This is a genomic window from Aeromonas sp. QDB03, assembly GCF_027707985.1.
Lineage (GTDB): Bacteria > Pseudomonadota > Gammaproteobacteria > Enterobacterales > Aeromonadaceae > Aeromonas > Aeromonas hydrophila.
Map to the genome: position 1 here is coordinate 22,728 of NZ_JAPCJG010000013.1, position 25,725 is coordinate 48,452.

At 64.0% G+C, this 25,725-nt stretch carries 17 protein-coding genes (1 of these 17 cut by a window edge); 11 read left to right on the plus strand and 6 right to left on the minus strand.

What is annotated here, in order from left to right:
- On the plus strand, positions 1 to 4,869 hold the 3' portion of the coding sequence (locus PG900_RS20640; RefSeq protein WP_270832140.1) for a retention module-containing protein. It extends 2,064 nt beyond the left edge of the window; 4,869 of the gene's 6,933 nt are visible here — the last part of the coding sequence; the start codon falls outside the window, past its left edge; the stop codon is at positions 4,867 to 4,869.
- Positions 4,870 to 5,164: 295 nt separating this feature from the next.
- Positions 5,165 to 6,109 carry a chemotaxis protein CheV gene (locus tag PG900_RS20645; RefSeq protein ID WP_017410908.1) on the plus strand — a complete coding sequence of 315 codons (945 nt, stop codon included), beginning with the start codon at positions 5,165 to 5,167 and terminating at the stop codon, positions 6,107 to 6,109.
- Between the two features lie 83 nt (positions 6,110 to 6,192).
- Here PG900_RS20645 and PG900_RS20650 read toward each other — a convergent pair whose 3' ends face one another.
- The gene (locus tag PG900_RS20650) at positions 6,193 to 6,792 is read right to left on the minus strand and encodes an arylesterase (protein WP_029304382.1); all 600 of its coding nucleotides are present in this window, start codon (positions 6,790 to 6,792) and stop codon (positions 6,193 to 6,195) included.
- On the opposite strand from PG900_RS20650, the gene PG900_RS20655 reads away from it, so the two are divergent.
- On the plus strand, positions 6,791 to 7,516 hold the full coding sequence (locus PG900_RS20655) for an ABC transporter ATP-binding protein (protein WP_270832141.1): 726 nt from the start codon (positions 6,791 to 6,793) through the stop codon (positions 7,514 to 7,516). The two genes, PG900_RS20650 and PG900_RS20655, sit on opposite strands and share 2 nt — an antisense overlap.
- Positions 7,513 to 9,960 (plus strand): ABC transporter permease, encoded by a 2,448-nt coding sequence (locus tag PG900_RS20660; RefSeq protein ID WP_215783460.1) that lies wholly within the window; start codon positions 7,513 to 7,515, stop codon positions 9,958 to 9,960. Before PG900_RS20655 ends, PG900_RS20660 begins: the two co-directional genes overlap by 4 nt.
- Positions 9,961 to 10,053: 93 nt before the next feature.
- Here the strand turns inward: PG900_RS20660 and PG900_RS20665 are convergent, their stop codons facing one another.
- A complete protein-coding gene (locus tag PG900_RS20665) occupies positions 10,054 to 10,959 on the minus strand; it encodes a TIGR01777 family oxidoreductase (RefSeq protein WP_011707235.1) in 906 nt (301 codons plus the stop codon).
- A 302-nt stretch (positions 10,960 to 11,261) separates the two neighbouring features.
- Here PG900_RS20665 and PG900_RS20670 point away from each other — a divergent pair, with 302 nt between their 5' ends.
- Positions 11,262 to 12,794 (plus strand): EAL domain-containing protein, encoded by a 1,533-nt coding sequence (locus tag PG900_RS20670; protein ID WP_242797647.1) that lies wholly within the window; start codon positions 11,262 to 11,264, stop codon positions 12,792 to 12,794.
- Positions 12,795 to 12,858: 64 nt separating this feature from the next.
- Here PG900_RS20670 and PG900_RS20675 read toward each other — a convergent pair whose 3' ends face one another.
- Complete coding sequence (locus tag PG900_RS20675) at positions 12,859 to 14,040, minus strand: aminotransferase-like domain-containing protein (RefSeq protein ID WP_024945865.1); 1,182 nt, start codon at positions 14,038 to 14,040, stop codon at positions 12,859 to 12,861.
- A gap of 182 nt (positions 14,041 to 14,222) precedes the next feature.
- The gene (locus PG900_RS20680; protein ID WP_242797649.1) at positions 14,223 to 15,290 is read right to left on the minus strand and encodes a M28 family metallopeptidase; all 1,068 of its coding nucleotides are present in this window, start codon (positions 15,288 to 15,290) and stop codon (positions 14,223 to 14,225) included.
- A 347-nt stretch (positions 15,291 to 15,637) separates the two neighbouring features.
- Between PG900_RS20680 and trmB the strand changes: the two genes are divergently transcribed.
- The 6 genes from trmB (at position 15,638) to PG900_RS20710 (ending at position 20,683) form a co-directional block, all read left to right on the plus strand.
- On the plus strand, positions 15,638 to 16,351 hold the full coding sequence (gene trmB / locus PG900_RS20685) for a tRNA (guanosine(46)-N7)-methyltransferase TrmB (protein WP_270832142.1): 714 nt from the start codon (positions 15,638 to 15,640) through the stop codon (positions 16,349 to 16,351).
- Between the two features lie 14 nt (positions 16,352 to 16,365).
- Positions 16,366 to 16,698: a YggL family protein gene (locus PG900_RS20690; RefSeq protein WP_011707230.1), complete on the plus strand. Its 333-nt coding sequence runs from the start codon at positions 16,366 to 16,368 to the stop codon at positions 16,696 to 16,698.
- Positions 16,699 to 16,822: 124 nt separating this feature from the next.
- Positions 16,823 to 17,743, plus strand: a complete 921-nt coding sequence (gene glsB, locus PG900_RS20695) for a glutaminase B (protein ID WP_029299132.1) — start codon at positions 16,823 to 16,825, stop codon at positions 17,741 to 17,743.
- Between the two features lie 28 nt (positions 17,744 to 17,771).
- Positions 17,772 to 19,064, plus strand: a complete 1,293-nt coding sequence (locus PG900_RS20700; RefSeq protein ID WP_060389848.1) for a sulfurtransferase — start codon at positions 17,772 to 17,774, stop codon at positions 19,062 to 19,064.
- 119 nt (positions 19,065 to 19,183) lie between these two features.
- Positions 19,184 to 20,359, plus strand: a complete 1,176-nt coding sequence (locus PG900_RS20705) for a S8 family peptidase (RefSeq protein ID WP_270832143.1) — start codon at positions 19,184 to 19,186, stop codon at positions 20,357 to 20,359.
- Positions 20,360 to 20,473: 114 nt separating this feature from the next.
- Positions 20,474 to 20,683: a YgdI/YgdR family lipoprotein gene (locus tag PG900_RS20710; protein ID WP_016351843.1), complete on the plus strand. Its 210-nt coding sequence runs from the start codon at positions 20,474 to 20,476 to the stop codon at positions 20,681 to 20,683.
- Between the two features lie 55 nt (positions 20,684 to 20,738).
- Here PG900_RS20710 and PG900_RS20715 read toward each other — a convergent pair whose 3' ends face one another.
- Together PG900_RS20715 and PG900_RS20720 are read right to left on the minus strand one after the other, a co-directional pair.
- Positions 20,739 to 24,299 carry an ATP-binding cassette domain-containing protein gene (locus PG900_RS20715; protein ID WP_270832144.1) on the minus strand — a complete coding sequence of 1,187 codons (3,561 nt, stop codon included), beginning with the start codon at positions 24,297 to 24,299 and terminating at the stop codon, positions 20,739 to 20,741.
- Between the two features lie 99 nt (positions 24,300 to 24,398).
- On the minus strand, positions 24,399 to 25,676 hold the full coding sequence (locus tag PG900_RS20720) for an alpha/beta hydrolase (RefSeq protein ID WP_270832145.1): 1,278 nt from the start codon (positions 25,674 to 25,676) through the stop codon (positions 24,399 to 24,401).
- Positions 25,677 to 25,725 lie beyond the last annotated feature (49 nt).

A 25,725-nucleotide genomic window follows, 5' to 3' on the forward strand; every position in this document is an offset into this window, starting at 1 on the left:
GTGAGCGAGAGCTTCGGCGTCACCAGCGTGGACGGCACCAAGTCGAGCGTGACCGTGACCATCACCGGCAGCAACGACGCACCAACCCTGAGTATCGACAAGGGGGCCGTGGTCTCCGAAGAGGGGCTGGCCGGCGGCATTACCGATACTGCAGGCAGCAGCGATACCACCAACAGCGTGGCCGCCAGCGGCAAGATCACGGTCGGCGATGTCGACAGCCAGGATACGCTTACCATCAGCCTGAACGGGCCGGCTGGCCTGACGGCTGGCGGTGCCGCGGTGCAGTGGAGCTGGAATGCCGCCACCAAGGTGTTGACCGGTTATACCGGTACACCGGGCGGCGCCGACTACAAAGCGGTCATGGATGTGAAACTGACCGCACCTGCCGGTGGCAGCAAGGGCGACTGGAGTTATGACGTGACGCTCAAGGCCCCGCTTGATCATCCGGTCAAGGGCAGTGAAGACGTACTCAACTTCCAGATCGGTGTGACCGTCTCGGATGGCAAGACCACCACCACCGGCAGTCTGCCCATCTCGGTCGAGGATGACTCGCCGGTGGCCGGTGACATGGCGGCCGTCTCCGTCATCAAGACCAACATCCCGGATACCCTGACCGGCCTGTTTGATCTGACCAAGTACAGTGGCAGCAACCAGACGACCCTGAATGTGAGCGGCTTCAGCATCACGGCGCTGGGCTTTACTTCGTCGACCAACTCGGCCCTGATCACCGCCAATGTCAATGGTTCCAGCTCTGGTCTGGGGGTTTCCAGCGTCGGCTCACCGAACCACAACCTCGCCAACGAGGTGGACTTCCGCCACTTTGCAAACGGTACTTCTGCTTCCGAGCAGCTGATCGTCAAGCTGGATGCGGGCAAGGTGGCCTATGGCGCCAACATCAAGTTCAGCCAGATGTTCGGTGGCGAGCTGGAGAGCGGCGTGGTCGAGTTCTACCGCGGCGGCGTGCTGATCGGTACCCAGACTTTCAGCTCCAACGCGGCGGGTGGCGACTATGCCGGCAACTTCCAGGTGCAGCAGGGCGGCTTCGATACCATGGTCATCAAGGCCACCAACAATGGTAACGGCCTCTACGCCGACAACAGCGACTTCACCGTGAAGAGCATCGAGTTCCTCGGTGCCACCACGGCGCCGGCCATCGCCTACGGTTCCGGCACGGTCACCCCGCAGTGGGGTGCCGATGGCAAGGGCTACATGCAACTGGTCGGTTCTACCGAGACCGGGCTGAGCACGGCGACCGGCAAGCTGATCACCACCACGATGGAATCGGCCAATACTCTGGTCGGTAAGGCCAGCGATGGCACCCTGGTGTTCCGTCTGGAATTTACTCCGGCCACCGGCAAGTGGGAGTTCTTCCAGTATCAGAACATGTCCAAGCCGCTGGGAGATGGCGACATCGACTTCCAGATCAAGGTGGTGGATGGCGACGGCGACTACAGCCTGGGCTCTTTCGCAACCAAGCCGCTGTTTACGCCTATCGTACAGTCGGTCTCCAGCGAGAGTGCGGCCGAAGGCGGCAACCTGCTGCACACGGTGACGCTCTCTGATGCGACCCAGGAAGCGACCCAGTATGACTTCGGCATCAAGGGCAGCGGTACCAACCCGGCTTCCAGCCTTGACTGGGGTACAGCCCAGTTCAGCAACGGGGTGGCCTACAACAGCGCCACCGGCAAGATCACCGTGCCGGCCGGGGTGTCGGGCTTTACCGTGACCATCCCGACGGTGGACGATCGTCTGGTCGAAGCGAATGAAACCCTGACGGTGACCGTGGGCGGTCAGAACGGCATCGGAACCATCATCGACAACGATCGTGCGCCGGTGACCACGGGTGGCTACAGTACCGGCAAGGAAGACACGCCGCTGGTGCTGAAGTGGGCCCAGTTTGGTGCCAGCGATGATCAGGTTACGAGCGATCTCAGTGTGAAGATCGGCACTCTGCCTCTCAGTGGCAAGCTCGAGTACCTCAATGCTGCAGGCCAGTGGGTTGCGGTGAAGGTGGGGGATCTTGTCTCCTACGCCGATATCGACAGCGGCCACCTGCGCTTCGTGTCGGGCCTCAACGAGTCGAGCACCAATGCCAGCAACGGCAATGGCGTCGTGACCGGCAACCTGCAGGGCGATTACGCCAGCTTTGGTTACCAGATCAGCGACGGCGCCAACCTGAGCAACAGCGGCAAGCTGGTGATCGATATCACGGCGGTCGCGGACAAGCCGGTGGTCGACATCAGCCTGACGGGCAACGGCGTCCCGCTTTATACCCAGTACCCGTCGTCCGGCATCTCCACCGGGGCGTTCCAGAGCGGCAGCTTCAACAAGGGCAACTTTGGCATCACCAATAGTCTGACCGACAGCACTACTAGTCCGGATCAAGTGGTGGGTGGCAACGGCAATGACTATATCGTTAGCGTCAAGGGCGGCGGCGATCATTTTGTCGGCGGTGCCGGCAATGATGTACTGGTCGGCGGCAACTCGGTCTCCGGCGATACCCTCGACGGTGGCACCGGCAATGACATCCTGGTGGCGGGACTGGGTGGCGACTCCCTGTATGGTGGCGCCGGGACCGACCTGGCCGTGCTGATGGGCTCGCGTGCCAACTATGTCATCGAGCGCAGAAGTGACGGCGGTTTCAACTTCCTGATGAAGGAGAACGGCGTCACCATCAGCAAGTCGCTCTACGACATCGAGCTGGTGCAGTTTGATGACGGTATCTACCAGTTCAACCAGACCGACGGCACCCTGACGGCGGTACAGCCGAGCGTGGTGGATTACCCGCTCGAGATCAGCGCTTCCCTGACCGACCGGGATGGCAGCGAGCAGTTCGACAGCCTGGTGCTGACCGGTATGCCGACGGGGTCGACTCTGTATCAGGGCTCCACCGTGCTCGGCACCGTGGGGGCCGATGGCAAGCTGACGCTGACCGGTCTGTGGAACCAGAGCGCGCTGGACGTCAAACTGACCGGTCTGACCCTGCGGGTACCGGGCAGCAGTGCCGGCCAGTTCGACCTCAAGGTAGAAGCCATTGCCAAGGAAGTGGCGACCGATCAGACCAGCAGTGCATCGGATCAGGATTCGATCCGCATGAGCTACTTCCTTTCCACCGAAGGGGAGCCGGGCGATCAGAACCGCACCTATGGCAACGAGCACAATATCGTGGTCGGGGACCTGGATGGTAGCGTGGTACTGCCGGGCCAGAACTACAACATCGCCTTCATGGTCGACAGCTCGGGCAGTATCGGCAGCAGCGCCATGAACACCATCAAGAGCCAGCTGGCACAGGTGTTCTCCAGCCTCAAGGCGAGCGCCGGCACCGATGGGGCCGGGAAGGTCAACATCTTCCTGGTGGACTTCGACACCCTGGCCAACAAGTCGGTCAGCGTGAACCTGAAGGACAGCAACGCCCTGAGCCAGCTGCAAGCCATTCTCGACAGCATGGATGGCAGCACCAACAGCGGTGGTGGCACCAACTACGAGGATGTGTTCAAAACCACGGCCAACTGGTTCAACAGCTCGACCGTACAGGGTAATACCAATGCCAAGAACCTGACCTACTTCATTACCGATGGTAAGCCGACCTACTATCTGGATAGTCAGGGAGGAAACCCGATAGTTGATGATTACAGAAATGACAAGAATGATGTCTATCTTAATCAGATTCTTCAGGGGGGGTATGTTGCTGGCAAAGTGTACACCTCAAATGGATACACCGTTATTGATGAACAGGGCAAGGTTTATTCCTACAGCACCTCGGGTTCACAAAGTACCATCGGTGCGATGCGGCCAGATGGCAAGGGTGGTTATGTTTATTGGTCTTTAGGGGGAGACGGCCAGAATTCTAGTAGTTTAACAATTGCCAATTCAGTCGCTGGTTTCGGCTTATTGACCGGTATGGGTGTTACGGTAGAGGCGATTGGCTTGGGGACCAACATCTCCTACAACGATCTCAAGTCCTACGACTCTGACGGCGTGATCATGACCGGTGTCAACGCCAGTGACCTGGCCAACGCCATTCTGGGTACCTCGGTGAACAACCTGCCGGGCAGAGACCGGATCGACGGCGGTGCCGGTGACGACATCCTGTTCGGTGATGCCATCCACTTCGCCGGCATCAACGGTGAAGGTTACGCGGCCATCAAGCAGTATGTGGCCGGCAAGCTGAGCGCAGGCTCGGTGACCGATGCCCAGGTCCATGACTACATCACGGACCACGCCAGCGAGTTCGATCAGTCCTCCAACAACGACAAGGCGGACGTGCTGATCGGCGGCGATGGCAACGACATCCTGTTCGGTCAGGGTGGCGATGACTTCCTGTTCGGCGGGGCCGGAAACGACATCCTGTTCGGTGGTGCCGGCAACGACACCCTGTACGGCGAGAGCGGCAACGATACTCTGTACGGCGGCAGCGGCAACGACACCCTGTACGGCGGTAGCGGTGACGATACCCTGAGCGGCGGTCTGGGCAATGACATCCTGGTCGGTGGGCTTGGCAATGATATCCTCAAGGGGGATGGCGGCGCCGATACCTTCACCTGGCTGCAGGGCGATACCGCTGTGGGCAGCGTGGCCAAGGATTACGTGGTCGACTTCTCCAAGGCGGAAGGTGACAAGCTGGATCTGAGCGACCTGCTGGATCACGATGGTTCTCGCAACCAGAACGATCTGAAGAGCCTGCTCTCGGTTTTCCAGGACAGCGAAGGGGTTCACCTGCAGGTCAAGGAGAGCAGCGCCGCCCCCGTGACCCAGGAGATAGTGCTGATGAACCACACGTTCGACAGTCTCACCGGCAGCGCGTCGGCCACCTCGTCCCAGGTGATCGACTACATGCTGAACAACAACATGCTGGATATCGACAAGTAATCCGGTCGATCCCAGGCAACAAGCGGCAGATTCATCTGCCGCTTTTTTTATGTCATGGGATTGAAGGGGGCGCTGATTTTCATCGGATAATCAGGGCCGTATCACCGTCGACAGAGGATTGTGAGCGAATGGTTACTGACAAGCTTGAAGAGAGCCCGGCCGCGAGCCGGGTCTCGCTTTTTTTTATCAAGTTCCTGCATCATCTGGCCGACATAGGATAAGAATACGGGTCGTGTTGGGATTCTGACCCTTCTATACTATGGCGAGACTCGGGCAACGGACGTAAGGGCTTTATATGGCGAGCATATTGGATTCAGTGGACCAACGTACCCAGCTGGTAGGGGAGAACCGCCTGGAGCTGTTGATGTTCCGTTTGGGATCCCAACAGTTGTTTGCTATCAACGTGTTCAAGGTGCGGGAAGTGGTCAAGCTGCCCCATCTCAACAAGATGCCGGGAGCGCACCACAACATCAGCGGGGTGGCCAACATCCGTGGCACCTCGATCCCGGTGATCAACCTGCGCAGCGCCATCGGCATGCGCCCCATGCCCATCGATGCCGAGTCCAACCTCATCATTACCGAATACAACCGCACCATTCAGGGCTTTCTGGTGGGGCAGGTGGCCAACATCGTCAACATGACCTGGAAGGACATACTGCCGCCGCCGCGTTCCGCCGGGCGGGCGAACTACCTGACCGCCATCACCCGCATTCCCGAGGACGGCGTCGATCAGATCGTCGAGATCATCGACGTGGAGAAGGTGCTGGCCGAGATCATCACCTATGACATCCGCATCTCGGAAGAGGTGCTGGATCGGGAGATCCTGCCGGAAATGCACGGCCGCAAGGTACTCATCGTCGACGACTCCAGCACGGCCCGCAATCTGGTGCGCGAAACCCTGGGCCAGCTGGGGCTGGAGGTGATCGAGTGCCAGGATGGCCTGCAGGCGCTTAACTTGCTCAAGGGGTGGTGCGATGCGGGCAAGAAGGTGACCGACGAGATCCTGCTGATGATCACCGATGCCGAGATGCCGGAGATGGACGGCTACCGGTTGACCCACGAAATTCGCAGCGATGCCCGCATGTCCGATCTCTTCATCACCCTCAACACCTCGCTGAGCGGCAACTTCAACGAGGCCATGGTCAAGAAGGTGGGCTGTGATCGCTTCATCTCCAAGTTTCAGCCAGACCTGCTGGTCGGGGTGGCCCAGGAGCGGCTGCGCCAGATCCTGGAGCGCTGAAACCGGAGCAATAAAAATCCCGCCTTGGCGGGATGTTTATTGGGGTTGGAACCCGGAAGATAGGCAAGGTCATGACACCGGGATCACTGGGTCAGCAGCGGCTCGATGAAGCTGGCCACCCGGTCGCGGATCTGCGGCTGGGCGGCGGCGGTGGGGTGGATGCCATCGTTCATCATGAGTTCAGGGCGCAGCGCAATATCATCCATGAAGAAGGGCATCAGCGGCAGCTGATTGGCGCTGGCCAGTTCCGGGAAGATCTGCTCGAACTGGCGCAGGTAGCGCGCGCCGTAGTTGCGGGGCAGCTGGATCTGGGTCAGCACGGTTTTTACCTGTTGCGCCTTGGTCAGCGCCACCATCTTGGTGAGATTGTCCCGGGTGATGGCCGGCGCGAACCCGCGCAGCCCGTCGTTGCCACCCAGCTCGATCAGCACCCAGTCCGGTTGATGTTCCTTGAGCAGGGCCGGCAATCTGGCCAGCGCCCCTTGCGTAGTTTCACCACTGATGCTGGCATTGATAAGCTGATGTTTACCCCCCTGCTGCTGCCATTTCTGATTGAGCAGCGCAGGCCAGCTCTGCTCCGCCGGCATCTGATAACCCGCACTCAGGCTGTCGCCCAGTACCAGCAGGGTCTGGGCCTGCACCGATGACACCAGGCAGCACAAGGCAAACAGGAAACGCGTCATGAATTCAACTCCCATTATCAACGTCAAGGGCCTGGGCAAGACAGTGCGCCTGGGCCAGGAAAGCCTCACCATCCTTGAAGGGATCGACCTGCAAGTCAAGAGCGGCGAAACGGTGGCGCTGGTCGGTGCCTCCGGCTCCGGAAAATCCACCCTGCTGGGGCTGCTGGCCGGGCTGGATCTGCCGAACCAGGGGGATATCGAGATCCTGGGCCAGTCGCTGCTGCAGCTGGACGAGGAGGGGCGTGCCCGGCTGCGGGCCGAGCAGGTGGGCTTTGTGTTCCAGTCCTTCCTGCTGCTGCCCACCCTGAGCGCGCAGGAAAACGTCATGCTGCCTGCCGAGCTGCGTGGCGAGACCCGCTGCGAGCCGCGGGCTCGCGAGCTGCTGGCGGCGGTCGGCCTCGGCGAGCGGTTGCACCATCTGCCACCGCGCCTCTCCGGCGGTGAACAGCAGCGGGTCGCCATCGCCCGGGCCTTCATGACCCGGCCCAGCCTGCTGTTGGCCGATGAGCCCACCGGCAACCTCGACAGCAAGACCGGGGAGCGGGTGATTGAGCTATTGTTCGAGCTCAACCGCGAGCATGGCACCACGCTCGTGGTGGTGACCCATGATCACGAGCTGGCTCAGCGTTGCCAGCGACAGCTGGTGATGGCGGCAGGACGGCTGGCGGCGGCTGCGTCAGCATCCGAAGCCGCCTCTGCAGCAAGAGTCAGGGAGCTGTCATGAGTCAGTGGCGACTGGGATTCAAATTATTGCGCCGGGAAGGATTCAACGGCGAGCTGCGCTGGTTCGTGCTGGCGCTGGCGCTGAGCGTGGCCTGCGTGCTGAGCGTGGCCCTGGTGGCGGATCGGCTGGATGCCGGGCTCAAAGCCTCCGGCCGCGACTTTATCGGTGCCGACCGGGCACTGCGCTCGGCTACGCCGGCGCCGGCCGCCTGGCTCGAACAGGCGGCAAAAACGGGCCTGGCGGTGCAGACCACGGTCAGCTTCAACAGCATGCTGTTTCATGGCGATGCCCTGCAACTGGCCTCCATTCGCGCCGTGCCCGAGGATTTCCCCTTCTACGGCAAGCTGGAGCTGAGCCCCCAGCGGGCGCCGGCGCCCGGCGAGATCTGGCTCTCCGCCCGGGTGATGCAACTGCTGGCGGCCAAGCCGGGGGATGCGCTGGAAGTGGGCAATACGGTGCTCAAGGTGGCTGGGGTTCTGGGTCAGGAGCCGGATCAGGGCTTCAGCCCTTTCCTGCTGGCGCCGCGGGCGCTGATCCACAGCGCCGATGTGGAGGCGACCGGTGCCCTGCTGCCGGGCAGCCGCCAGCAGTGGCGCTACCTGTTCAAGGGCACCCGCGAGCAGGTGGCCGACTATGAACGCTGGCTCAAACCCAGACTCAAGGCGGGACAGAAGCTGATCAAGCCGGACGACCAGGGCTCCCAGGTGGGCCGCTCGCTGGCCAATGCCGAGCGCTTCTTCCGGCTCGCCTCCCTGGCGGGAGTGCTGCTGGGGGCGCTGGCCATGGGCATCGCGGTGCGTCACTTTGCCGAGCGCCAGACCAACATGGTGGCGCTGCTCAAGACGCTCGGCGCGTCGCGGCGCTCGCTCTGGCAGTTGATGGGCACCCTGCTGCTGTCGCTGACGCTGGTCGGCGCCCTGCTCGGTCTGGTGGCGGGCAGCGCCATGCAGTGGCTGACCCTGCATCTGCTGGGCAACCTGCTGCCCGCTGATCTACCGCCACCGTCGTGGCGACCCTTTGCGTTGGGGTTGGCGGTGGCCTTCTTCATCACCCTGTTGCTGGCCTTCGTGCCCTTCCTGCGTCTGCTCAAGGTGCCGCCGCTGCGGGTATTGCGGCGCGAGCTGGAGGCGGGGATCCCGCCCTGGCTGGCGTTGCCGGTGGCGCTGCTCGGGCTGTTTGGGCTGGTGTGGGGCTTCACCGCCGATGCGACCCTGGCGCTGGGGCTGATCGGCGGCATGGGCCTGTTGATGGGGTTGCTGGCGCTGATCGCCTCCTTGCTGCTGCGGCTGGGGCGCCGGGTGCAGGGGCCCCACGCGCTGCGGCTGGCCATCAGCCATCTCTCCCGCGAGCGGGGCAGCGGCCTGTTCCAGCTGGCGGGCTTTGCGCTGGCACTCATGCTGTTCGGTCTGCTGTGGGCGGCGCGGGTCGACCTGCTCGGCGAGTTCTCGGCCCGGTTGCCGGCGGATGCCCCCAACCGCTTCCTGGTCAACGTGGCAGACGGGGAGCGGGAGGGGATCCTGGCCGATCTGCGCCAGGCGGGGGCCGTGACCTCGGACTTCTACCCCATGGTGCGTGGCCGGCTGGTCAGCATAGCCAGCGAGGCGGTGCGCGACACGGATGAAGATGGCCGCGAAGGGGTCAATCGCGAGCTCAACTTCACCACCACCGCCACCCTGCCGCCGGACAATACCCTGACCGCAGGACGCTGGCTGGATGGCCCCGGCCAGGTATCGGTAGACAAGGATCTGGCCAAACGGCTCGACATCGCCCTCGGCGACACCCTGGGCTTCACCATCGAGGGGCGCAGCTTCAAGGCGCAGGTGACCAGTCTGCGGGCCATCAAGTGGGACAACATGCGGCCCAACTTCTACATGATCTTCTCGCCGGACGTGCTGGCGTCTTTCTCCCAGACCTGGCTCGGCAGCTATCGTCTGCCGGAGCAGGGACGGGTGGCGGAAGTGGAACTGATCCGCCGGCACCCCACGGTGAGCCTGATCGATGTGGACGACTTGATCGTGCGGCTGACGGCGGTGTCGGATCAGGTGAGCCGGGCGCTGGGGCTGATGCTGGGACTGGTGACGGTGGCGGCGCTGCTGGTGCTGCTGACCCAGACCCAGGCCAGCATGGCCCATCGACGCCGGGAACTGCTGCTGATGCGCACCCTGGGGGCCGGCAGCGAGCTGCTCAGGAAGATGCTGCGCTGGGAGCTGGTTGCCAGCGGCCTGCTGGCGGGGCTGTGTGCCGCCATGGTGGTCGAACTCTGCTCCCTCGGCCTGCAGTGGTGGTGGTTCGAGGGGCAGTGGCAGTTCCACTGGGCCATCTGGGCTGGTCTGCCGCTGCTGGGGGCCGTGCTGGTGACGCTGGCGGGGCAGGGCATGCAGCGCCAACTGCTGGCGGGCACCCTGAGCGATCGGCTGCGTGGCTTGGGGCAGGGCCTGCTCTGATCACCGCATCCTGTGCGGATGCCGCAAGGCGCCATAACAATCAGCCCGGCCATTGGCCGGGCTGATTGTTATCCGGTTGGCTGAAGAGCCCGGTCAGCGGGCAGTGCTCAGCAGATTGGCAAGGGCCTGGGGCAGCGCCGGGTAGGTGAAGTGGAAGCCGGCCTGCTGCAGACGGGTCGGCAGCACCTTCTGGCCGGTGAGCAGCAGATCGGCCGCTTCGCCCATCAGCAACTGCAGCAGCGGGGCCGGCACGAAGAAGAGGTGCGGCCGGTGCAGGGTGCCTGCCAGGGTCTGGCTGAACTCACGGTTGCTGACCGGCTGGGGTGCCGTGCCGTTGAACAGGCCGTCGCACTCGTCGTGCTCCAGCAGGAACAGGATGGCGCGCACCAGATCCTGGATGTGGATCCAGCTCATGATCTGGTGCCCTGTGCCCATGGGGCCACCGAGGCCGACACGATAGGGCGGCAGCATCTTGGGCAGGGCGCCGCCGTCGGTGCCGAGCACCAGCCCGATGCGCACGATGCAGACCCGGGTATGCTTGCTGCGGGCCTCGCGGGCCAGGGTTTCCCACTGCTGGCAGAGCTGATGGGTGAATTCGTCGTGAGGGGTCTGGCACTGCTCGTCCAGCGGCTCATCGCCCTGACGGCCATACCAGCCGATGGCGGAGGCGTTGATCAGCACCCTGGGCGGCGTATCGGAGAGCTTGACCAGATCGACCAGCTGTTCGGTCAGCAGCCAGCGGCTGTCACACAGCAGCTGCTTGCGCCGCTCGCTCCAGCGGCCGTTGGCGATGGGCTCCCCCGCCAGGTTGATGACCGCGTCCACGTCGTTGAGGTTGTCGAGCCGATCCAGGCTGTCGAGCAGCTTGACGTCGTGGCCGAGCAGATCATAGGCGCGGCTACCCTGGCGGGTCAGCACCAGCACCTCGTGGGCCACCTTGAGATGGGCCACCAGACGGCGACCGATGAAGCCTGTCCCTCCCGTGATCAATATTTTCATATGCAGACTCCCTGACGCTGTTGGCTCTACTCTAGTGGGCTGGCACCAGATGAACAAGCAGCTGTTTTTGCAAAGATTATAATCGTCACAGCAGGCATCTGGCGCATCGCGCCAGGGGGCGTGCAGCGAGCAGTGCGGGCATGTGAAGGGATGCCCGCGACTGCCGCTGTCGCCCCGCTGCAGACGCGATATAGTGTTGGTCAGAGCGCCCCGCTCTGCCGTCAGAGTTGTTAGAAAGGCTTGTCAGAGAAGGGGATAGGAGTAGACTCGTCCGCTTTTTCACCGTTGCCGCGAGGGTGGGTATGCCGTTTCGTCGTTTGAGGTTGCGCCAGTTTTATACCAGGCTGGGGGCGGCGTTGCTGGCCGGCCTGCTCCCCTTGCTGCTCGGGGTATTGATCGTCTCCTGGCAGACCTTTGCCGGCATGAAGCAGGATGCCGAAGAGCGCCTGCTCCATGCCAGGGAGATGCTGGAGCGCACCCTGGATCACGCCCATCAGGCGGCAGCCATGGTGCAGGGCAGCGTGGGGCGCCCCTGCGAGGAGGTGGTGCAGGGGCTGCGGGATCAGGTGGCGACCGTGCCGGACGTGCGTACCGTCAACCTGGCCAAAGGGGAAGTGGTCTACTGCTCCTCGCTCTACGGCCCCTATCAGGGCCCCTTCAAGCTGGCCGATTATGCCAATGGTCAGCTGGATCTGATGCGGGGCAATCCGGTGACGCCGGATCGGCCACTGGTGGTCTATCGCCAACCGGTAGGGGAGTACAGCGTGCTGGTCGGCATCGATGGCTACTACCTGCACAACATCCTCGACATGCTCAGCCGCAACTCGCCGCTGACCCTGGTGATCGGGGCGCAGAGCATGCTGGCCGACGGCCAGATCCACGACGAGGTGCCGCCCGTGGCGCTGGGGTCGCTGGAGCAGACCTCCGGCAAGTATCCGTTTCGGGTGATCACTGATCTTTCTCACGACGAGTACGGCAGCCATATCTGGAACTACTCTCGGGCCAGTCTCATCATCTACCCATTGCTGGGTCTGCTGGCGGGCTGTCTGGTTTACTGGCTGGCCGGTCGCTCGACCTCACCCTCCCAGGAGCTGAAGCGGGCGCTGGATCAGCGGGAATTCATCCCCTATCTGCAACCGGTGGTGACCGGTGATGACGCCCACTGGAGCGGCTGCGAGGTGCTGATGCGCTGGCAGCACCCGCGCCAGGGCCTCATCTCGCCGGACCGCTTCATTCCGCTGGCCGAAGACAGCGGCCTCATCGTGCCCATGACCCGGCTGCTGATGGAGCAGGTGCGCGAACAGTTCGCAGGCCGAGTGCACAGCCTGCCAAGAGGGTTCCACTTCGGCTTCAACATCAGCGCCAGCCACTGCAAGGACATGAGCCTGCTGGAGGATTGCCGCGATTTCATCAACGCGTTTCGGGAGAATCCCATCAAGCTGGTGCTGGAGCTGACCGAGCGGGAACTGATCGTGGCGGACGAGACGACCGACCGCTTGTTTGCGGAGCTGCATCAGCTGGGGGTCTTCATCGCCATCGACGACTTCGGTACCGGCCACTCCAGCCTCACCTATCTGCAGCAGTTCCAGGTGGATTTTCTCAAGATCGATCAGAGCTTCGTCGGCATGATCGGCTCCGATGCCCTCTCCAGCCACATCGTCGAGAACGTCATCGATCTGGCGACCCGGCTCGGTCTGCTGCTGGTTGCCGAAGGGGTGGAGAACGAGGTGCAGGCCGCCTATCTACGGGCGCGCCAGGTGAACTTCCTGCAGGGCTATCTGTATGGCAGGCCGATGCCGATGAAGGAGTTTGCCGGCCTGCTGGCGCAGGGCTGAGCCAAATTGCTCGCATAAAAAAACCAGCGACCAAGGTCGCTGGTTTTTTTCGCCCCGAGGCTGGTCAGAGCATGCGGGCGAGGGCGCGGCACAGACGCTTGACCCCCTCCTCGATGGTGGCTTCATCCACGCAGGAGAAGCTCAGGCGCAGGGTGTTCTGGATCTCGGGGCGCACGTAGAAGGGGGCGCCCGGTACGAAGGCCACCTTCTCCTTGATCGCCTCGTCAAACAGCGCCATGGCACTGACACTGGCAGGCAGGGTCAGCCAGAGGAACATGCCACCCTCGGGCCGGGTATAGCTGACGCCGGGCGGGCAGTGACGGGCCAGGGCGGCCTCCATGGCGGCACGCTGGCGGCCATAGACCTCCTTGATCTTTTCCAGATGGGCATCCAGCGAGTTGTCGATCAGGAAGCGGTGCAGCACCTGCTGGCTGAAGGCGTTGCTGTGCAGGTCGGTGGCCTGCTTGGCGATGGTGACCTTCTTGCGCAGCCAGTCCGGCACCAGCATCCAGCCGAGGCGGAAGGCCGGGACGACGGTCTTGGAGAAGGAGCCGAGCAGCACGGTATTGTTCGGCGCCAGCTTGGCGATGGGGGGCAGGTGTTCGCCCTCGAAGCGCAGCTCGCCATAGGGGTCGTCTTCCACCATCAACAGCTCGTGGCTGACCAGCCGCTCGGCAAGCGCCTCGCGGTTGGCGCGGCTGTAGGAGACGCCGCTCGGGTTCTGGAAGTTGGGCACGCCGTACAGCAGCTTGGCGTTGGAGCCGCTCGCCAGCAGCGCATCCAGCGCCGCCAGATCCAGCCCCTCTTCACCCAGGGTGATGGGCTTGAAGGCCGGTTGATAGACGGAGAAGGCCTGGATGGCACCGAGATAGCCCGGCTCCTCGATGATGAGATCCTGCCCCTCGTCGATCAGCACCTTGCCCAGCAGATCCAGCGCCTGCTGGGAGCCGCTGGTGATGAGGATGTTGTCCGGATTGACCTGCATGCCGTGGCGGGCCAGATAGCGGTCGGCGATGTACTGGCGCAGCGGGGCGAAGCCCTCGGTGGCGGCATACTGCAGGGCTGCGGCGCCCTGCTCGCGCAGCACGTCCTGGCAGGCCTGGTCGATGGCCTTGACCGGGAACAGGTGCGGATTGGGCAGGCCGCCGGCGAAGGAGATGATCTCCGGATTGGCGGCGACCTTGAGGATCTCGCGGATGAAGGAAGGCTCTACCTTCTCGAAGCGCTGGGCAAAAAACGGCTGCATAGGATTCTCTCTGGCATGGTGAGCGGTCGCTCCATTCGACCGCCAAGTTATCCGTTTGTATCAGATTTAAAAAATGAGGCAATGGCTGTAACAAAAATCGATAAAAAAGGGCAGGTTTGGCACCTGCCCGAATTTTATCGGTCGGGGACGGTCATGGAGCGCAAAAGCCCCGGCGTGACCCGTTACAGTCCCGGCTCCTTGAGGAAGCGGATCATCAGCTCGGTGTTGGCACCGAGCTGCTGCTGCACCCGGCCCGGGAACAGTTCGGCCATCTTGTCGAGGCGGTCATACTGGGTATGCCAGATCTTGCCCCACTGGGTTTCGCTGTCCCGATCGCAGGCGCTCTTGGTTGCATCGTCGTAGCAGTCCCACAGCGCCGGATTGGTGGTCTGGGAGTAGCCGTCGTAGCCATCCGCCCCGTTGATGGTGAAGTTGGTGGCCTCCACGTAGGCGATGGGCACCCCGAGGCAGGCGAACGGCGCATGATCGGACCAGCTGCCGGTCTCCCCTTCCGGGTAGCCGCTGTAGCTGGGGTGGATGGCAAACGGAGTGGCGGTCTGCTTGGAGATGGCCAGCAGGCGATCCCGCACCTTGGGATCGAAGCTGTAGCGGCTCGGATCGGCGCAGTTGTACTCGGCCACGTCGGAGTGGGCCGAGTGGACGTAGACGATGTCGCCCCCGGCGATGGTGTCGTAGTTCACCATGGCCAGCAGCTTGGCGACGGCGGCGCTGTCGAGGCTGGTGGCATAGGCTTTGGAGCCGTTGAGGCCGTTCTCCTCGGCGCCGAAGAAGGCGAAGCGCACCGTGTAGGGCAGGGTCTGCCCCTTGAGCGCTTCGGCCACCGCCAGCAGGGCGGCGACGCCGGCACCGTTGTCGGTGGCCCCCTCGGAGCCCTTCTTGTCGCCGGTGCTGTCATAGTGGGCACCGATCAGGATCACCTTGTCGCTGCTGCCCTTGAGCTCGGCGACCAGGTTCTGGGAGGTCTTGCTGGCCCCGCTCTTGGTGTAGGTGAAGGGCTGGTTCTGCACCTCGTAGCCCCAGCCGGCCAGGTGGTCCTGGATCCAGGCGGCGGCGCGGGTCTCGGCCTCGCTGCCGGTGGGTCTGGCGCCGATCCCCTCGGCGGTGGAACTCAGCTGCACCAGGTATTCATAGGCCTGCTCGGCGGCGGAGGGGGCCTGTGAATCGTTGCTGGAGGTGTTGCACCCGGCCAGCAGGGCTGTGATGGCAAACGCCAATGCGGTGTGTTTCATACTGCAATCCTTTGTTGTGTATGGTTTTATTTGCGCAGGTCAGCATGCACCCGGCGCCTGGCAGATTCTGTGAAGGGGGTGGCATTTGTCAATCGCGGTGGCGGAATTGGTCAGTGGCGGGGGATTTGTTGCGCGAAACACTTGCGCCCTGAGCCTATCTTGGGATAATTCGCTACCCTGTTTCGCCGAGCGATGAAATGACGAACAATTTCGCGTTCGTCGGCGAGGCGGAACGATGAAACAACGAGCAATTCATCTCGGTCGTCTGTGACCAGCACGACGAGATAACGAGCAATCCATTTATGTGGTCTGTGACCCAGACCGATGCAATAACGAGCAATTTGATTATGCCAGTGACCCAAGATGTGTTTAACGAAGACGGCAAGTTCATGCGCAAGATCCGCAGCTTTGTCCGTCGCGAAGGCCGCCTGACCAAAGGGCAGGAGAAGGCCCTGGAAGAGCTCTGGCCGGTCATGGGTATCGATTTCGCACCGGAGCCGCTCGATCTGGTTGCCCTGTTTGGCCGCGAGGCCCCGGTGGTGCTGGAAATCGGCTTCGGCATGGGCGCCTCCCTGGTGGAGATGGCCAAGAATGCCCCCGAGAAGAACTTCATCGGCATCGAAGTGCACTCGCCGGGTGTCGGTGCCTGCCTCGGTACCGCCCAGGAGGCGGGAGTCACCAACCTGCGTGTCATCTGCCACGACGCGGTGGAGGTGCTGGAGCACATGATCCCGAACGGCTCGCTGGCCTGTCTGCAGCTGTTCTTCCCGGATCCCTGGCACAAGAGCCGCCACCACAAGCGCCGCATCGTGCAGCCGGCCTTTGCCCAGGACATCTGCCAGAAGCTGGCCATCGGTGGCGTGTTCCACATGGCCACCGACTGGGAAAACTACGCCGAGCACATGCTGGAAGTGATGAGTGCCGCCGAGGGGTATGAGAATACCTCCGCCACCGGCAACTGGGTGCCGCGTCCCGACTGGCGCCCGCTGACCAAATTCGAACAACGTGGCCACCGTCTCGGTCACGGGGTGTGGGATCTGATTTTCAAACGTGTCAACTAACTGAAGGAGCTATCATGGCCAATCGTAGCCGCCGCCTGCGCAAGAAACTGCGCGTCGATGAATTCCAGGAAATGGGCTTCGACATCAGTTTCAACTTCCCGGTCGGTACCGCCGAAGAGACCATCGATGCGGTAGTCGACGCGATGATCGATGAAGTGATCGAACCCCGCAAGCTGGCCTTCGCCGGCTCCGGCCACCTGGCCTGGGAAGGGATGATCTGCACCCAGCAGCTGGGCAAATGCAGCGAAGAAGACCGCGCCGCCGTCAAAGCCTGGCTGGAAGGCAAGGGGATGGAAGCCGTGGTGGTCACCGAGCTGTTCGACCTCTGGTACGGTGAACCGGCCTGATGACAGGCTGGCTGTGGCAGGCGCCCCGGTGTCGACAGCCTGCGACAGCAGATAGACAAGTCCCGCCGCTGGCGGGATTTTTGTCGGTGGTGATGGGATCGCCACGTTAGTTATGGAATCGCTTATGGTGTTGTCATCCGAATTACTGGCCAGCATCCTGGATGAGGTGCGCCCGCTGCTCGGACAGGGCAAGGTGGCCGACTACATTCCGGCGCTGGCCCAGGTGCCGGCCGACCGGCTCGGGATCGCCGTCTGTACCGTGGAAGGGGAGCTGTTCACCGCCGGTGATGCCAGTGAACCCTTCTCCATCCAGAGTATCTCCAAGGCCCTCAGCCTGACGCTGGCGCTCACCCTCTATCAGGAGGAGGAGATCTGGGCCCGGGTCGGCAAGGAGCCCTCCGGCCAGCCCTTCAACTCTCTGGTGCAGCTGGAATTCGAGCAGGGCATTCCCCGCAACCCCTTCATCAATGCCGGTGCCCTGGTGGTGAGCGATCTGCTGGAGACCCGCCTCACCGCGCCGCGCCAGCGTACCCTGGAGCTGGTGCGCCGCCTCTCGGGCAACCCGGCCATCATGGCGGATCAAGTGGTGGCCCGCTCCGAATATCAGCACTCTGCCCGCAACGCGGCCATCGCCTATCTGATGAAGGCGTATGGCAATTTCGAGAACGAAGTGGACAAGGTGCTGCAGAGCTACTTCAATGCCTGTGCGATCCGCATGAGTTGCGTCGATCTGGCGCGGGCATTCATCTATCTGGCCAATCGCGGGGTGCCGCTGGGTGCGACGACTCCGTTGCTGCCGGCCCGCACCACCAAACAGGTCAACGCCCTGCTCGCCACCTGCGGCCTCTATGACGAGGCGGGGGATTTTGCCTATCGGGTCGGCATGCCGGGCAAATCCGGGGTCGGTGGCGGCATCATCGCCCTGATCCCGGGGGAATTGTGCGTCTGTGTCTGGTCGCCCGAGCTCAACAAGGCGGGCAACTCGCTGGCGGGCACGGCGGCGCTGGAACTGCTGGCCGAGCGTCTGGGCCGCTCCATTTTTTAACCTTGTCACTCTGAATCGAGAGATCACCATGAAACGAATAATGAGCTTGTTACGGGCCACCCTGGCAACCTTGCTGCTCTGGCATGCCCTGCCGACCCTGGCTGCCGAGCTGCCACCGCTTTCGCTGGCGGATGCCAACGCCAAGCAGGCGGTCATTCTGGATACCCGCGCCAGCTACTTCTATCAGGGCTGGCCGATGGAGGGCGAGCAGCAGGGCGGCCACGTGGTTGGCGCCGAGAACCTCTCCGCCGAGTGGAAGTACAGCGATGAGGAGTGGCCGGCGGCGCTGGCGACCAAGGGGCTGAAGGCCGATCGGCCGGTGGCGCTCTACGGTGCTCCGCGCGAGGTGGCCGAAGTGGCCCGCCTGCTGCGCCAGCAGGGCATCAAGCAGCTGTTCGAGCTGCAGGGCTGGAAAACCGCGCCGCGCGAGCATCTGGCCCGCTGGCAGCAGCTGGTCTACCCGCGCTGGCTGGCCGACCTGCAAGAGGGCAAGCCGGTGGTGGCTGCGCCCAAGGGCGACTGGAAGCTGTTCGAGGTGGCGTGGGGTTCACCCAAGGCCTATCTGCTGAGCCACATCCCGGGGGCCGGCTACATCGACACCAACCGGCTGGAAGAGGAGCCGCTGTGGAACAAGGTCTCTGACGAGGCGCTCAAGGCGTTGCTGCTGGAGAACGGCATCCGCCACGACACCACCGTCATCCTCTACGGCCGCAACACCATGGCGGCGGCCCGCGCGGCCCACCTGATGATGTATGCCGGCGTGCAGGACGTGCGGCTGCTGGACGGCGGCCTGGATGCCTGGTTCGTGCAGCATCTGCGTACCGAGACCGGGCTGGCCAACAAGTTTACCCCGGCCAAGGAGTTCGGCGTCGCCATCCCGGCCCATCCCGAGTACTACACCACCCTGAGCCAGGCCAAGGAACTGCTCAAGCAGCCCGACGGCGCCCTGGTCAGCGTGCGCACCTGGGACGAGTTCGTCGGCAACACCTCCGGCTACAGCTACATCAAGCCGAAGGGCGACATTCCCGGCGCCAAGTGGGGTCGTGGTGGTGTCGATGCCAACAGCATGAGCGACTTCCACAACCCGGACGGCACCATGAAGCCGGCCCGCGAGATCCTCGCCATGTGGGACGAGTGGAATATCGAGCCGACCCAGCAGGCCGCCTTCTACTGCGGGACCGGCTGGCGTGCCTCCGAGGCGTTCTTCTACGCCTGGCTGATGGACTGGAAGCGGATCAGCGTCTACGACGGCGGCTGGTACGAGTGGAGTTCTGATCCCAAGAACCCCATCGTGACCGGCGAGCGCAAGCCCGCCAAGTAACGGATACAGATCGCAAATCAGGCCGGACCCATGTCCGGCCTTTTTGTACCCGCTCGGGCCTGCGCCAGCCGGACGCTACACTTTGCGAGTGACAATCAGGTCGATGCAAGGAGTGACTGATGAGACGGATATGGCTAGGCCTGCTGGTGGCAGGCGTGCTGGGACAGGGGGCGATGGCCGCGGAGCGGGATCGCTATCTGGTGCAGCTGAAACCGGGGGCGGAGGCGGCGGTACTGGCCCAGAGCAAGGGAATGGGGGGCGAGCTGGCCCTGTCGCTGCCCGAGCAGCACGCGCTGGCGCTCTGGTTGCCGGCGGCGGCAGCCACGGCGCTGGTGCACAATCCCAACGTGCTCTGGGTGGAGCCGGACGCCAAACGCTATGTCAGTGCCGAGACCCTGCCCTACGGCATTCCCATGGTGCAGGCGCCGCAGCTCAGTGACGCGGCGGCGGGAGAGGTGCTGGTGTGCATCATTGACTCTGGCTACAGCGGTGGCCACCCGGACCTGCCCCACGGGGCCCAGGTGCAGGGCAGCAACGATGCCGGTACCGGCAGCTGGAGCAGCGACGAGAACGGCCACGGCACCCACGTGGCAGGCACCATCGCCGCCGTGGGCGGCAACGATCTGGGGGTCGTCGGGGTGCTGCCGAACCAGAGCGTGCCGCTGCAGATCGTCAAGGTGTTCGGGGCCAACGGCTGGGCCTACTCCTCCAACCTGGTGGGGGCGCTCAATGCCTGCAAGCAGGGGATGAGCAACCGGGGATTCACCCGCATGGTCATCAACATGAGTCTGGGGGGCAGCGTGCCCAGCAAGACCGAGGAGCAGGCGTTCAATCAGGCCTATGGGCAGAACGTGCTGAGCGTGGCGGCGGCGGGCAATGCGGGCAACACCAGCAAGTCCTATCCGGCCTCCTACGGCAGTGTGGTGAGCGTGGCGGCCATCGATGCCAACAAGCAGCTGGCCTCTTTCTCCCAGCGCAACGATCAGGTGGAGCTGGCCGCCCCCGGTGTCTCCGTGCTCTCCACCGTGCCGACCGGCTATGCCTACTACAGCGGCACCTCGATGGCGACGCCGCACGTGGTCGGGGTGGCGGCGCTGGTCTGGTCACAGCGATTGGAGTGCAGCAACGATCAGCTGCGCCAGACCCTGCGCAGCAGTGCCCAGGATCTGGGGGCGTTGGGGCGCGACAACAGCTATGGCTACGGCCTGGTGCAGGCGAAGGCGGCGGCAGACAGAATGGCGCTCGGCTGTGGGCCGGGAACCGGTGGCAGTGGCAAGCCGGGTGGGCGCAAGTAGCTGATTGTTGACGTTGATCCCGTTGCGGCAATGGCGGCAAACGGGCTCATCTGGTTGAACTAGGCTTCAGACACCACCCTCGTGGTGAGGGTGAAGCGGGAGGCAAAACAAGCGATGAAGCAACTGATGATGATCCTGGTGTGTGCCCTGGCACTGGTGGCGTGCAGCTCCCAGTACATCATGAGCACCAAGGATGGCAAGATGATCACCACCGACAGCAAACCCAAGCTGGACGAGAGCACCGGCATGTACCGCTATTACGATACCGAAGGGCGGGAGGTGATGATCAAGAAGGATGACGTCACCCAGATCATGGAGCGTTGAGGCTCTCCTCAAGCAACAAGGGCTGCCCGCGGGCAGCCCTTGTCATTTTCGGCCCTCACACCGTCTGGGGCACCTGGCGGTTCACCTGACCCACGAACAGCTGGTGGAAGCGGGAGTGGGAGTTGGCCAGCAGGCTCACCGGCGAGCCCTGCTCCACCACGGTGCCCGCCTCCATCACCACCACCCGGTCCACCGACAGCAGCGGCTCCAGATGGTGGGCGATCACCAGATAGCTGGCCTCTGGCCGGTAGCGATAGAGCAGCTCCGCCATCTTGCGCATGCCGATGTGATCGAGATCCGAGGTGGCCTCGTCCAGTACTATGAGCGGGCGGCGCGACAGCAGGATACGGGCGATCACCAGCAGCTGGGTCTCGCCGGCGGAGAGCTGCAGCTTGTCGAGCTCCTCGTCCAGCCGGCCGGCGCAGCGCTCGGCCAGCCCCACCCGGGCCAGCGCCTGCTCCAGTGCAGCGTCGTCGTGCTCGGTCAGGGGAGCCAGATTGGCACGCAGGGTACCGAAGAAGGTGAGCGGGATCTGGGAGACGGTGTCGTAGAGATCGCGCACCGCCTCCGGTGCCAGCCGGGACAGCGGCTGCTCGCCGTAGTAGATTTCCCCCTGGGAGGCGGGATACATGGCCTGCAGCACCCCCAGCAGCGAGCTCTTGCCGGCGCCGGTGCGGCCGCACACGCCGACCTTCTCGCCGGGGGCCAGCTCGAAGTTGACCTTGTGCAGCGCCCACTGGCTGGCCTGCGGATAGCGCAGCCCCAGGTTGTCGAAGCGCACCGCAGGGTGAGGGGTGGCGAGGGCCTCCCCCTCCTGACGCTCGCTCTCTATTTCGCTGTATTCGCGCACCCGCTCCACCGCGTTCATCACCTGCTCCACCTCGGCGAAGGTGCGGATGAGGGAGTTGAGCATGGCGGAGGCGGTAAAGGCGTAGGTGATGGCCACGGCCCCCAGCAGCGAGCTGTTGCCAAAGGCCACCATCAGCGCCACGGCGCCCACCAGGGAGGCGGAGAGCAGGGTCTGGTACATGCCGAGCCAGCGGTTGATGGAGGTGGTGGTGTACCAGCTGCGCAGGTTGTTGTCATAGTGCAGCAACACCTGATCCAGCGCGAAGCGCTCGGCCCCGGCCAGGCGCAGGGCAGGGGCGCCGCGGATGGTCTCGCTGATGCTGATGTAGAGCGGCGAGCGCAGCACCGACGCCTGTCGCCGCAGCTTGAGCTGCACCGCCCGGTAGCGGCGCTGCAGCACGTAGAGGGCCCAGCCCACCAGGGGGGCGATGAGCAGCAACAGCGGCATGTTGACGCCGATCACCACCACCTGCAGTGCCACCGACACCAGCATGCCGAACAGCCCCATCAGCATCGACAGCAGGATCTCCTGGGCTTCCCCCAGATCCCGATCGAAGCGGTTGAGGATCCGCCCCTGCGGCACCTTGTCGAAGAAGGCCATGGGGGCGCGGCTGATGCGCCCCAGCATGCCGTCGAACAGGGTCCAGGCCAGCTTGAGGCCGAGTTTGTAGTTGATGACCCGCACCACCATGATGCAGGTGAGAGAGCCCGCCCCCAGCAGCACATAGATGCCGAGCAGCTCGCTCACCCCGGTCACCCCGGCCTTGCCGCCGAGCCAGAGATCCGAGGCGATGCGCAGCCCCTCCTGGCCCAGAGTGAGCAGCAGGGCGAGCAGGATGGCGCCGGGGGCGGCCAGGCGCTGCCACATGAAGCCGAACAGCCCCCAGTCCACCTTGCCTTCCACCACCTTCTCCTCGCTGAACTGCTCCGCCTCCTGAGGCGGCACCGGCGGGGTGGGGCGGGGATGCTGGATGAGGTCCGCCAGCTGGTGGGCATCGAGCTCCACCAGTCGGCCCTGCTCGATGCGGATCACCCGATCGCAGTGGGCCAGCACGTCCGGGTCGTGGCTCACCAGCAGCCGGGTCGGCCCCGGCTTGAAGGCGAGCCCTTGCTCCAGCACCTGGGCCGAGACGATGGGGTCGAGCGCCGAGAGCGGGTTGTCCAGCAGCAGGATGTCGGCCTGGGCGTAGAGGGCGCGGGCCAGCGCGACCCGCTGTTGCTGGCCGCCGGAGAGGCGGGTGCCGAGCTCGCCTACCAGGGTCTGGTCGCCGTGGCTGAGCAGGGTGAGGTCGGCGCCCAGCGCACAGGCCCCCAGCACCCAGCGATAGCGCTCTCCATGCCATGGCTGGCCGAACAGGATGTTGTTGCGGATGGTGTCGTTCATCAGCCAGGGCTTGTGGCCCAGATGGGCGACCCGGCCGTGGCGACGGATGCTGCCCTCGAAGCCGTTGTCGAAACCGGCGATGAGGTGCAGCAGGCAGCTCTTGCCCGCCCCGGTGGCACCGGTGATCCCCACCAGTTCCCCCGGCTCGATGTGCAGACTGATCCCCTCCAGCACCGGCTTTTGCTGGTGCAGGGCGGTGACGTTGTCGAGCCGCAGGCCGCCCACCGGCAAGCTGGGGTCGGTGAGATCCCGGTGCTGCTCGGGGCTGTTGAGGAACTCGCACAGCCGGTTGAAGCCGGTGTTGAAGTTGATCAGGGTGCGGATGAGGTAGGGCAGCCGCATCATGGGGATGCGCAGCACGGTGAACAGGGCGATGGTGGTGAACACCTGGGGCAGGGTGAGCTCTCTGCCCGAGACCAGATAGGTGGTGAAGGTGGCCAGGGTCACCAGCAGCGGGGTACTCAGCATCAGGCTCTCGTTGATGGCATCGAGTCTGAGCACCCGCCCCAGCACGCCCAGCTCCTGCTGGCGCTTGTGGCCGGCGGCCCGGGTGAAGAAGGCGCCGAGCCCGTTCTGGCGTACCAGCCGCAGCTTCTTGATGTACTCCGCCAGGATGCCGTTGCGCTCGTCCTGCTGACGCTTGAGCTGCTGCTCCTGCTGGTTCATGCGTCGTACCACCCGGGTGGAGATGAGCAGCAGCAGGGTGAGCACGGCGAAGCCGACCAGGCCGGCGCTGCCCACCTGCCACACCAGCAGGGCGATGGTGCCGAGCAGTTGCAGCAGCATGGTGAGCGGCATGGCGGGGTCCGCAAGAATCCAGGTGATGTCCCACACGTCCCGGTTGATGAGGTTCTGCACCCGGCCACCGGCCCGGTCGTCGAAGCTCTTGCCACCCAGCTTCATCACCTTGGCGAGCAGGGACTCGGCCAGCAGGCGGCGGATGGGCACGTGCATCTTGAGTGCCAGTTGCAGCGAGTGCTCCGCCAGCATGCCGGAGGCGAGCACCGAGGCAAACAGGGCGAACGCCAGCAGCAATTTCTGCTCGGTGGGGGCACCGGCACCCAGCTGGGTCATGCTGTGGTTGAGCAGCCAGGGGCTGGCCAGGGTCGCCAGCATGCCAAGCATTTGCAGCAGGGTGAGCAGGCCAATGCGCCCGCGGTAATGGCGCCAGATGAAGGCGGTGATGGGCCAGGGGCGCACCGGCTGGGCGGCGGTGAGTGCGAGGAAGGCGTCGGCGCGGCCATCGCGCCTGTCTTCCGGCAGCAGGGGATAGAGATCGTCGAGGTTGACCTGGGGCTCGCTCAGCCCCTTGCGCTGCAGCGGGCCGGTCCAGTGATAGAAGAGGCGGCTCAGCCAGCCGGCCGAGATTTCCGGATGATCCAATGGGTGTCCTTATTATTTTGTGCTGCTTCCAGAGGGGCGGGGCGACTCATGGGTCGCCCTCGATATTGTCGTCTTGCTGCGGGCGTGAGCCCGGCGGGATCAGCGATCCCGATTCATGCGGATGAGCCGGTCCAGGATCTGCTCACCATCGACCCGCAGGCCGTTGTGTTCGTATTCGTTGGTGATCCAGGCGCGGCTGTTGCCAAGCCCCTTGAGGGTGTCGCGGCAGTAGTCGAACTCCACGTACATGTCCTCGGCATAGACGGCGCAGGCCACCGGCACTGGGTTGCGGGCCAGCTGCGCCGGGTCGTAGAGCGGTCCCCAGTCCGCTTTCTGGGCCAGCAGGTGAGCGGCCTCCTTCAGCGGGATGAGCTCGCGGAACTGCTCGAACATCCAGGGGAAGATCATCTCGCCGGTGAAGGCAAAATCCTTGCCCGGTGCCCAGGCCAGGGCCGGGTATTCGCTTCTTACCCGCTCGGCCGCCCAGTTGCTGGCGCTTTCTTCGCAATAGATGGACTCGTGCAGGATGGCGAACACCGGGTTGGTGTTGAACGGCTGCATCGCCTGCACTTGGTAGAGGAAGGCGGGGTTGAGCCGCTCGCCGATGAAGGCGTCTTCCAGCAGATAGTAGAGCTCCTCGAAGGCGCCGCTGGCCCCCAGATCCAGCCCCTGCTGCTGCAACTGCTCCACCGTCAGGCGCTGGCCGTTGGGCAGGCGCACCTCATGGCTGTGCAGGTGGTTGGCCAGCCGGTTGGCGATGGCCTGGGCGTGGGGGAAGCGGGCGAAGAAGGCGCGGTTCTTGTCGGCCACCCGCTGATAGGTGGCGCGGTAGACCTCGTCTGCACTGCGACCGATGGGGGCCACCCCGCCGGTGAGGTAGACCTCGTGCAGACTGTCCGGGAACAGGGAGAGGTAGGTAAGGCTGCAAAAGCCGCCGAAGCTCTGGCCGAGCAGGCTCCAGGGGCGCCCCGGGCTCAGCACTTCGCGAATGTACTCGGCGTCGCGCACTATGCTGTCGGCGCGAAAATGGCCGAGGTACTCCGCCTGCTGTGGGGCGGTGAGCTGGGCCAGCGCCTCGGCGCTGATGGGGCTGGAGTGGCCGGTACCGCGCTGATCGAGCAGCAGCACCCGAAACTCCTGCAGGGCCCGCTTGATCCAGCCGCTGGCGGCGGTCGGGCGCGGCGCACCAAAGCCGGGCCCCCCCTGCAGGAACAGCAGCCAGGGCAGATCGTCGTGCAGCCGGTCCTGGCGACAGAGGGTGCGGCCGAACAGGGTGAGGGTCTCCTCGTCATCCGGTCGCTGGTGGTCGAGGGGCACGGTGAAGAAGCGGGGCTCGCAATGGATGCCATCCAGCACGTAACGCAACGGGCTGCTCATCTGGGGTCTCCCTGAGGGTAGGAAAATCGTCGGCCTCATCATAGCCCCG

Coding starts and splice junctions, on each gene's coding strand:
- PG900_RS20645 (WP_017410908.1), top strand. CDS start 5,165: ATGGCGAGCATATTGGATTCAGTGGACCAACGTACCCAGCTGGTAGGG.
- PG900_RS20655 (WP_270832141.1), top strand. CDS start 6,791: ATGAATTCAACTCCCATTATCAACGTCAAGGGCCTGGGCAAGACAGTG.
- PG900_RS20650 (WP_029304382.1), bottom strand. CDS start 6,792: ATGACGCGTTTCCTGTTTGCCTTGTGCTGCCTGGTGTCATCGGTGCAG.
- PG900_RS20660 (WP_215783460.1), top strand. CDS start 7,513: ATGAGTCAGTGGCGACTGGGATTCAAATTATTGCGCCGGGAAGGATTC.
- PG900_RS20665 (WP_011707235.1), bottom strand. CDS start 10,959: ATGAAAATATTGATCACGGGAGGGACAGGCTTCATCGGTCGCCGTCTG.
- PG900_RS20670 (WP_242797647.1), top strand. CDS start 11,262: ATGCCGTTTCGTCGTTTGAGGTTGCGCCAGTTTTATACCAGGCTGGGG.
- PG900_RS20675 (WP_024945865.1), bottom strand. CDS start 14,040: ATGCAGCCGTTTTTTGCCCAGCGCTTCGAGAAGGTAGAGCCTTCCTTC.
- PG900_RS20680 (WP_242797649.1), bottom strand. CDS start 15,290: ATGAAACACACCGCATTGGCGTTTGCCATCACAGCCCTGCTGGCCGGG.
- trmB (WP_270832142.1), top strand. CDS start 15,638: ATGCCAGTGACCCAAGATGTGTTTAACGAAGACGGCAAGTTCATGCGC.
- PG900_RS20690 (WP_011707230.1), top strand. CDS start 16,366: ATGGCCAATCGTAGCCGCCGCCTGCGCAAGAAACTGCGCGTCGATGAA.
- glsB (WP_029299132.1), top strand. CDS start 16,823: ATGGTGTTGTCATCCGAATTACTGGCCAGCATCCTGGATGAGGTGCGC.
- PG900_RS20700 (WP_060389848.1), top strand. CDS start 17,772: ATGAAACGAATAATGAGCTTGTTACGGGCCACCCTGGCAACCTTGCTG.
- PG900_RS20705 (WP_270832143.1), top strand. CDS start 19,184: ATGAGACGGATATGGCTAGGCCTGCTGGTGGCAGGCGTGCTGGGACAG.
- PG900_RS20710 (WP_016351843.1), top strand. CDS start 20,474: ATGAAGCAACTGATGATGATCCTGGTGTGTGCCCTGGCACTGGTGGCG.
- PG900_RS20720 (WP_270832145.1), bottom strand. CDS start 25,676: ATGAGCAGCCCGTTGCGTTACGTGCTGGATGGCATCCATTGCGAGCCC.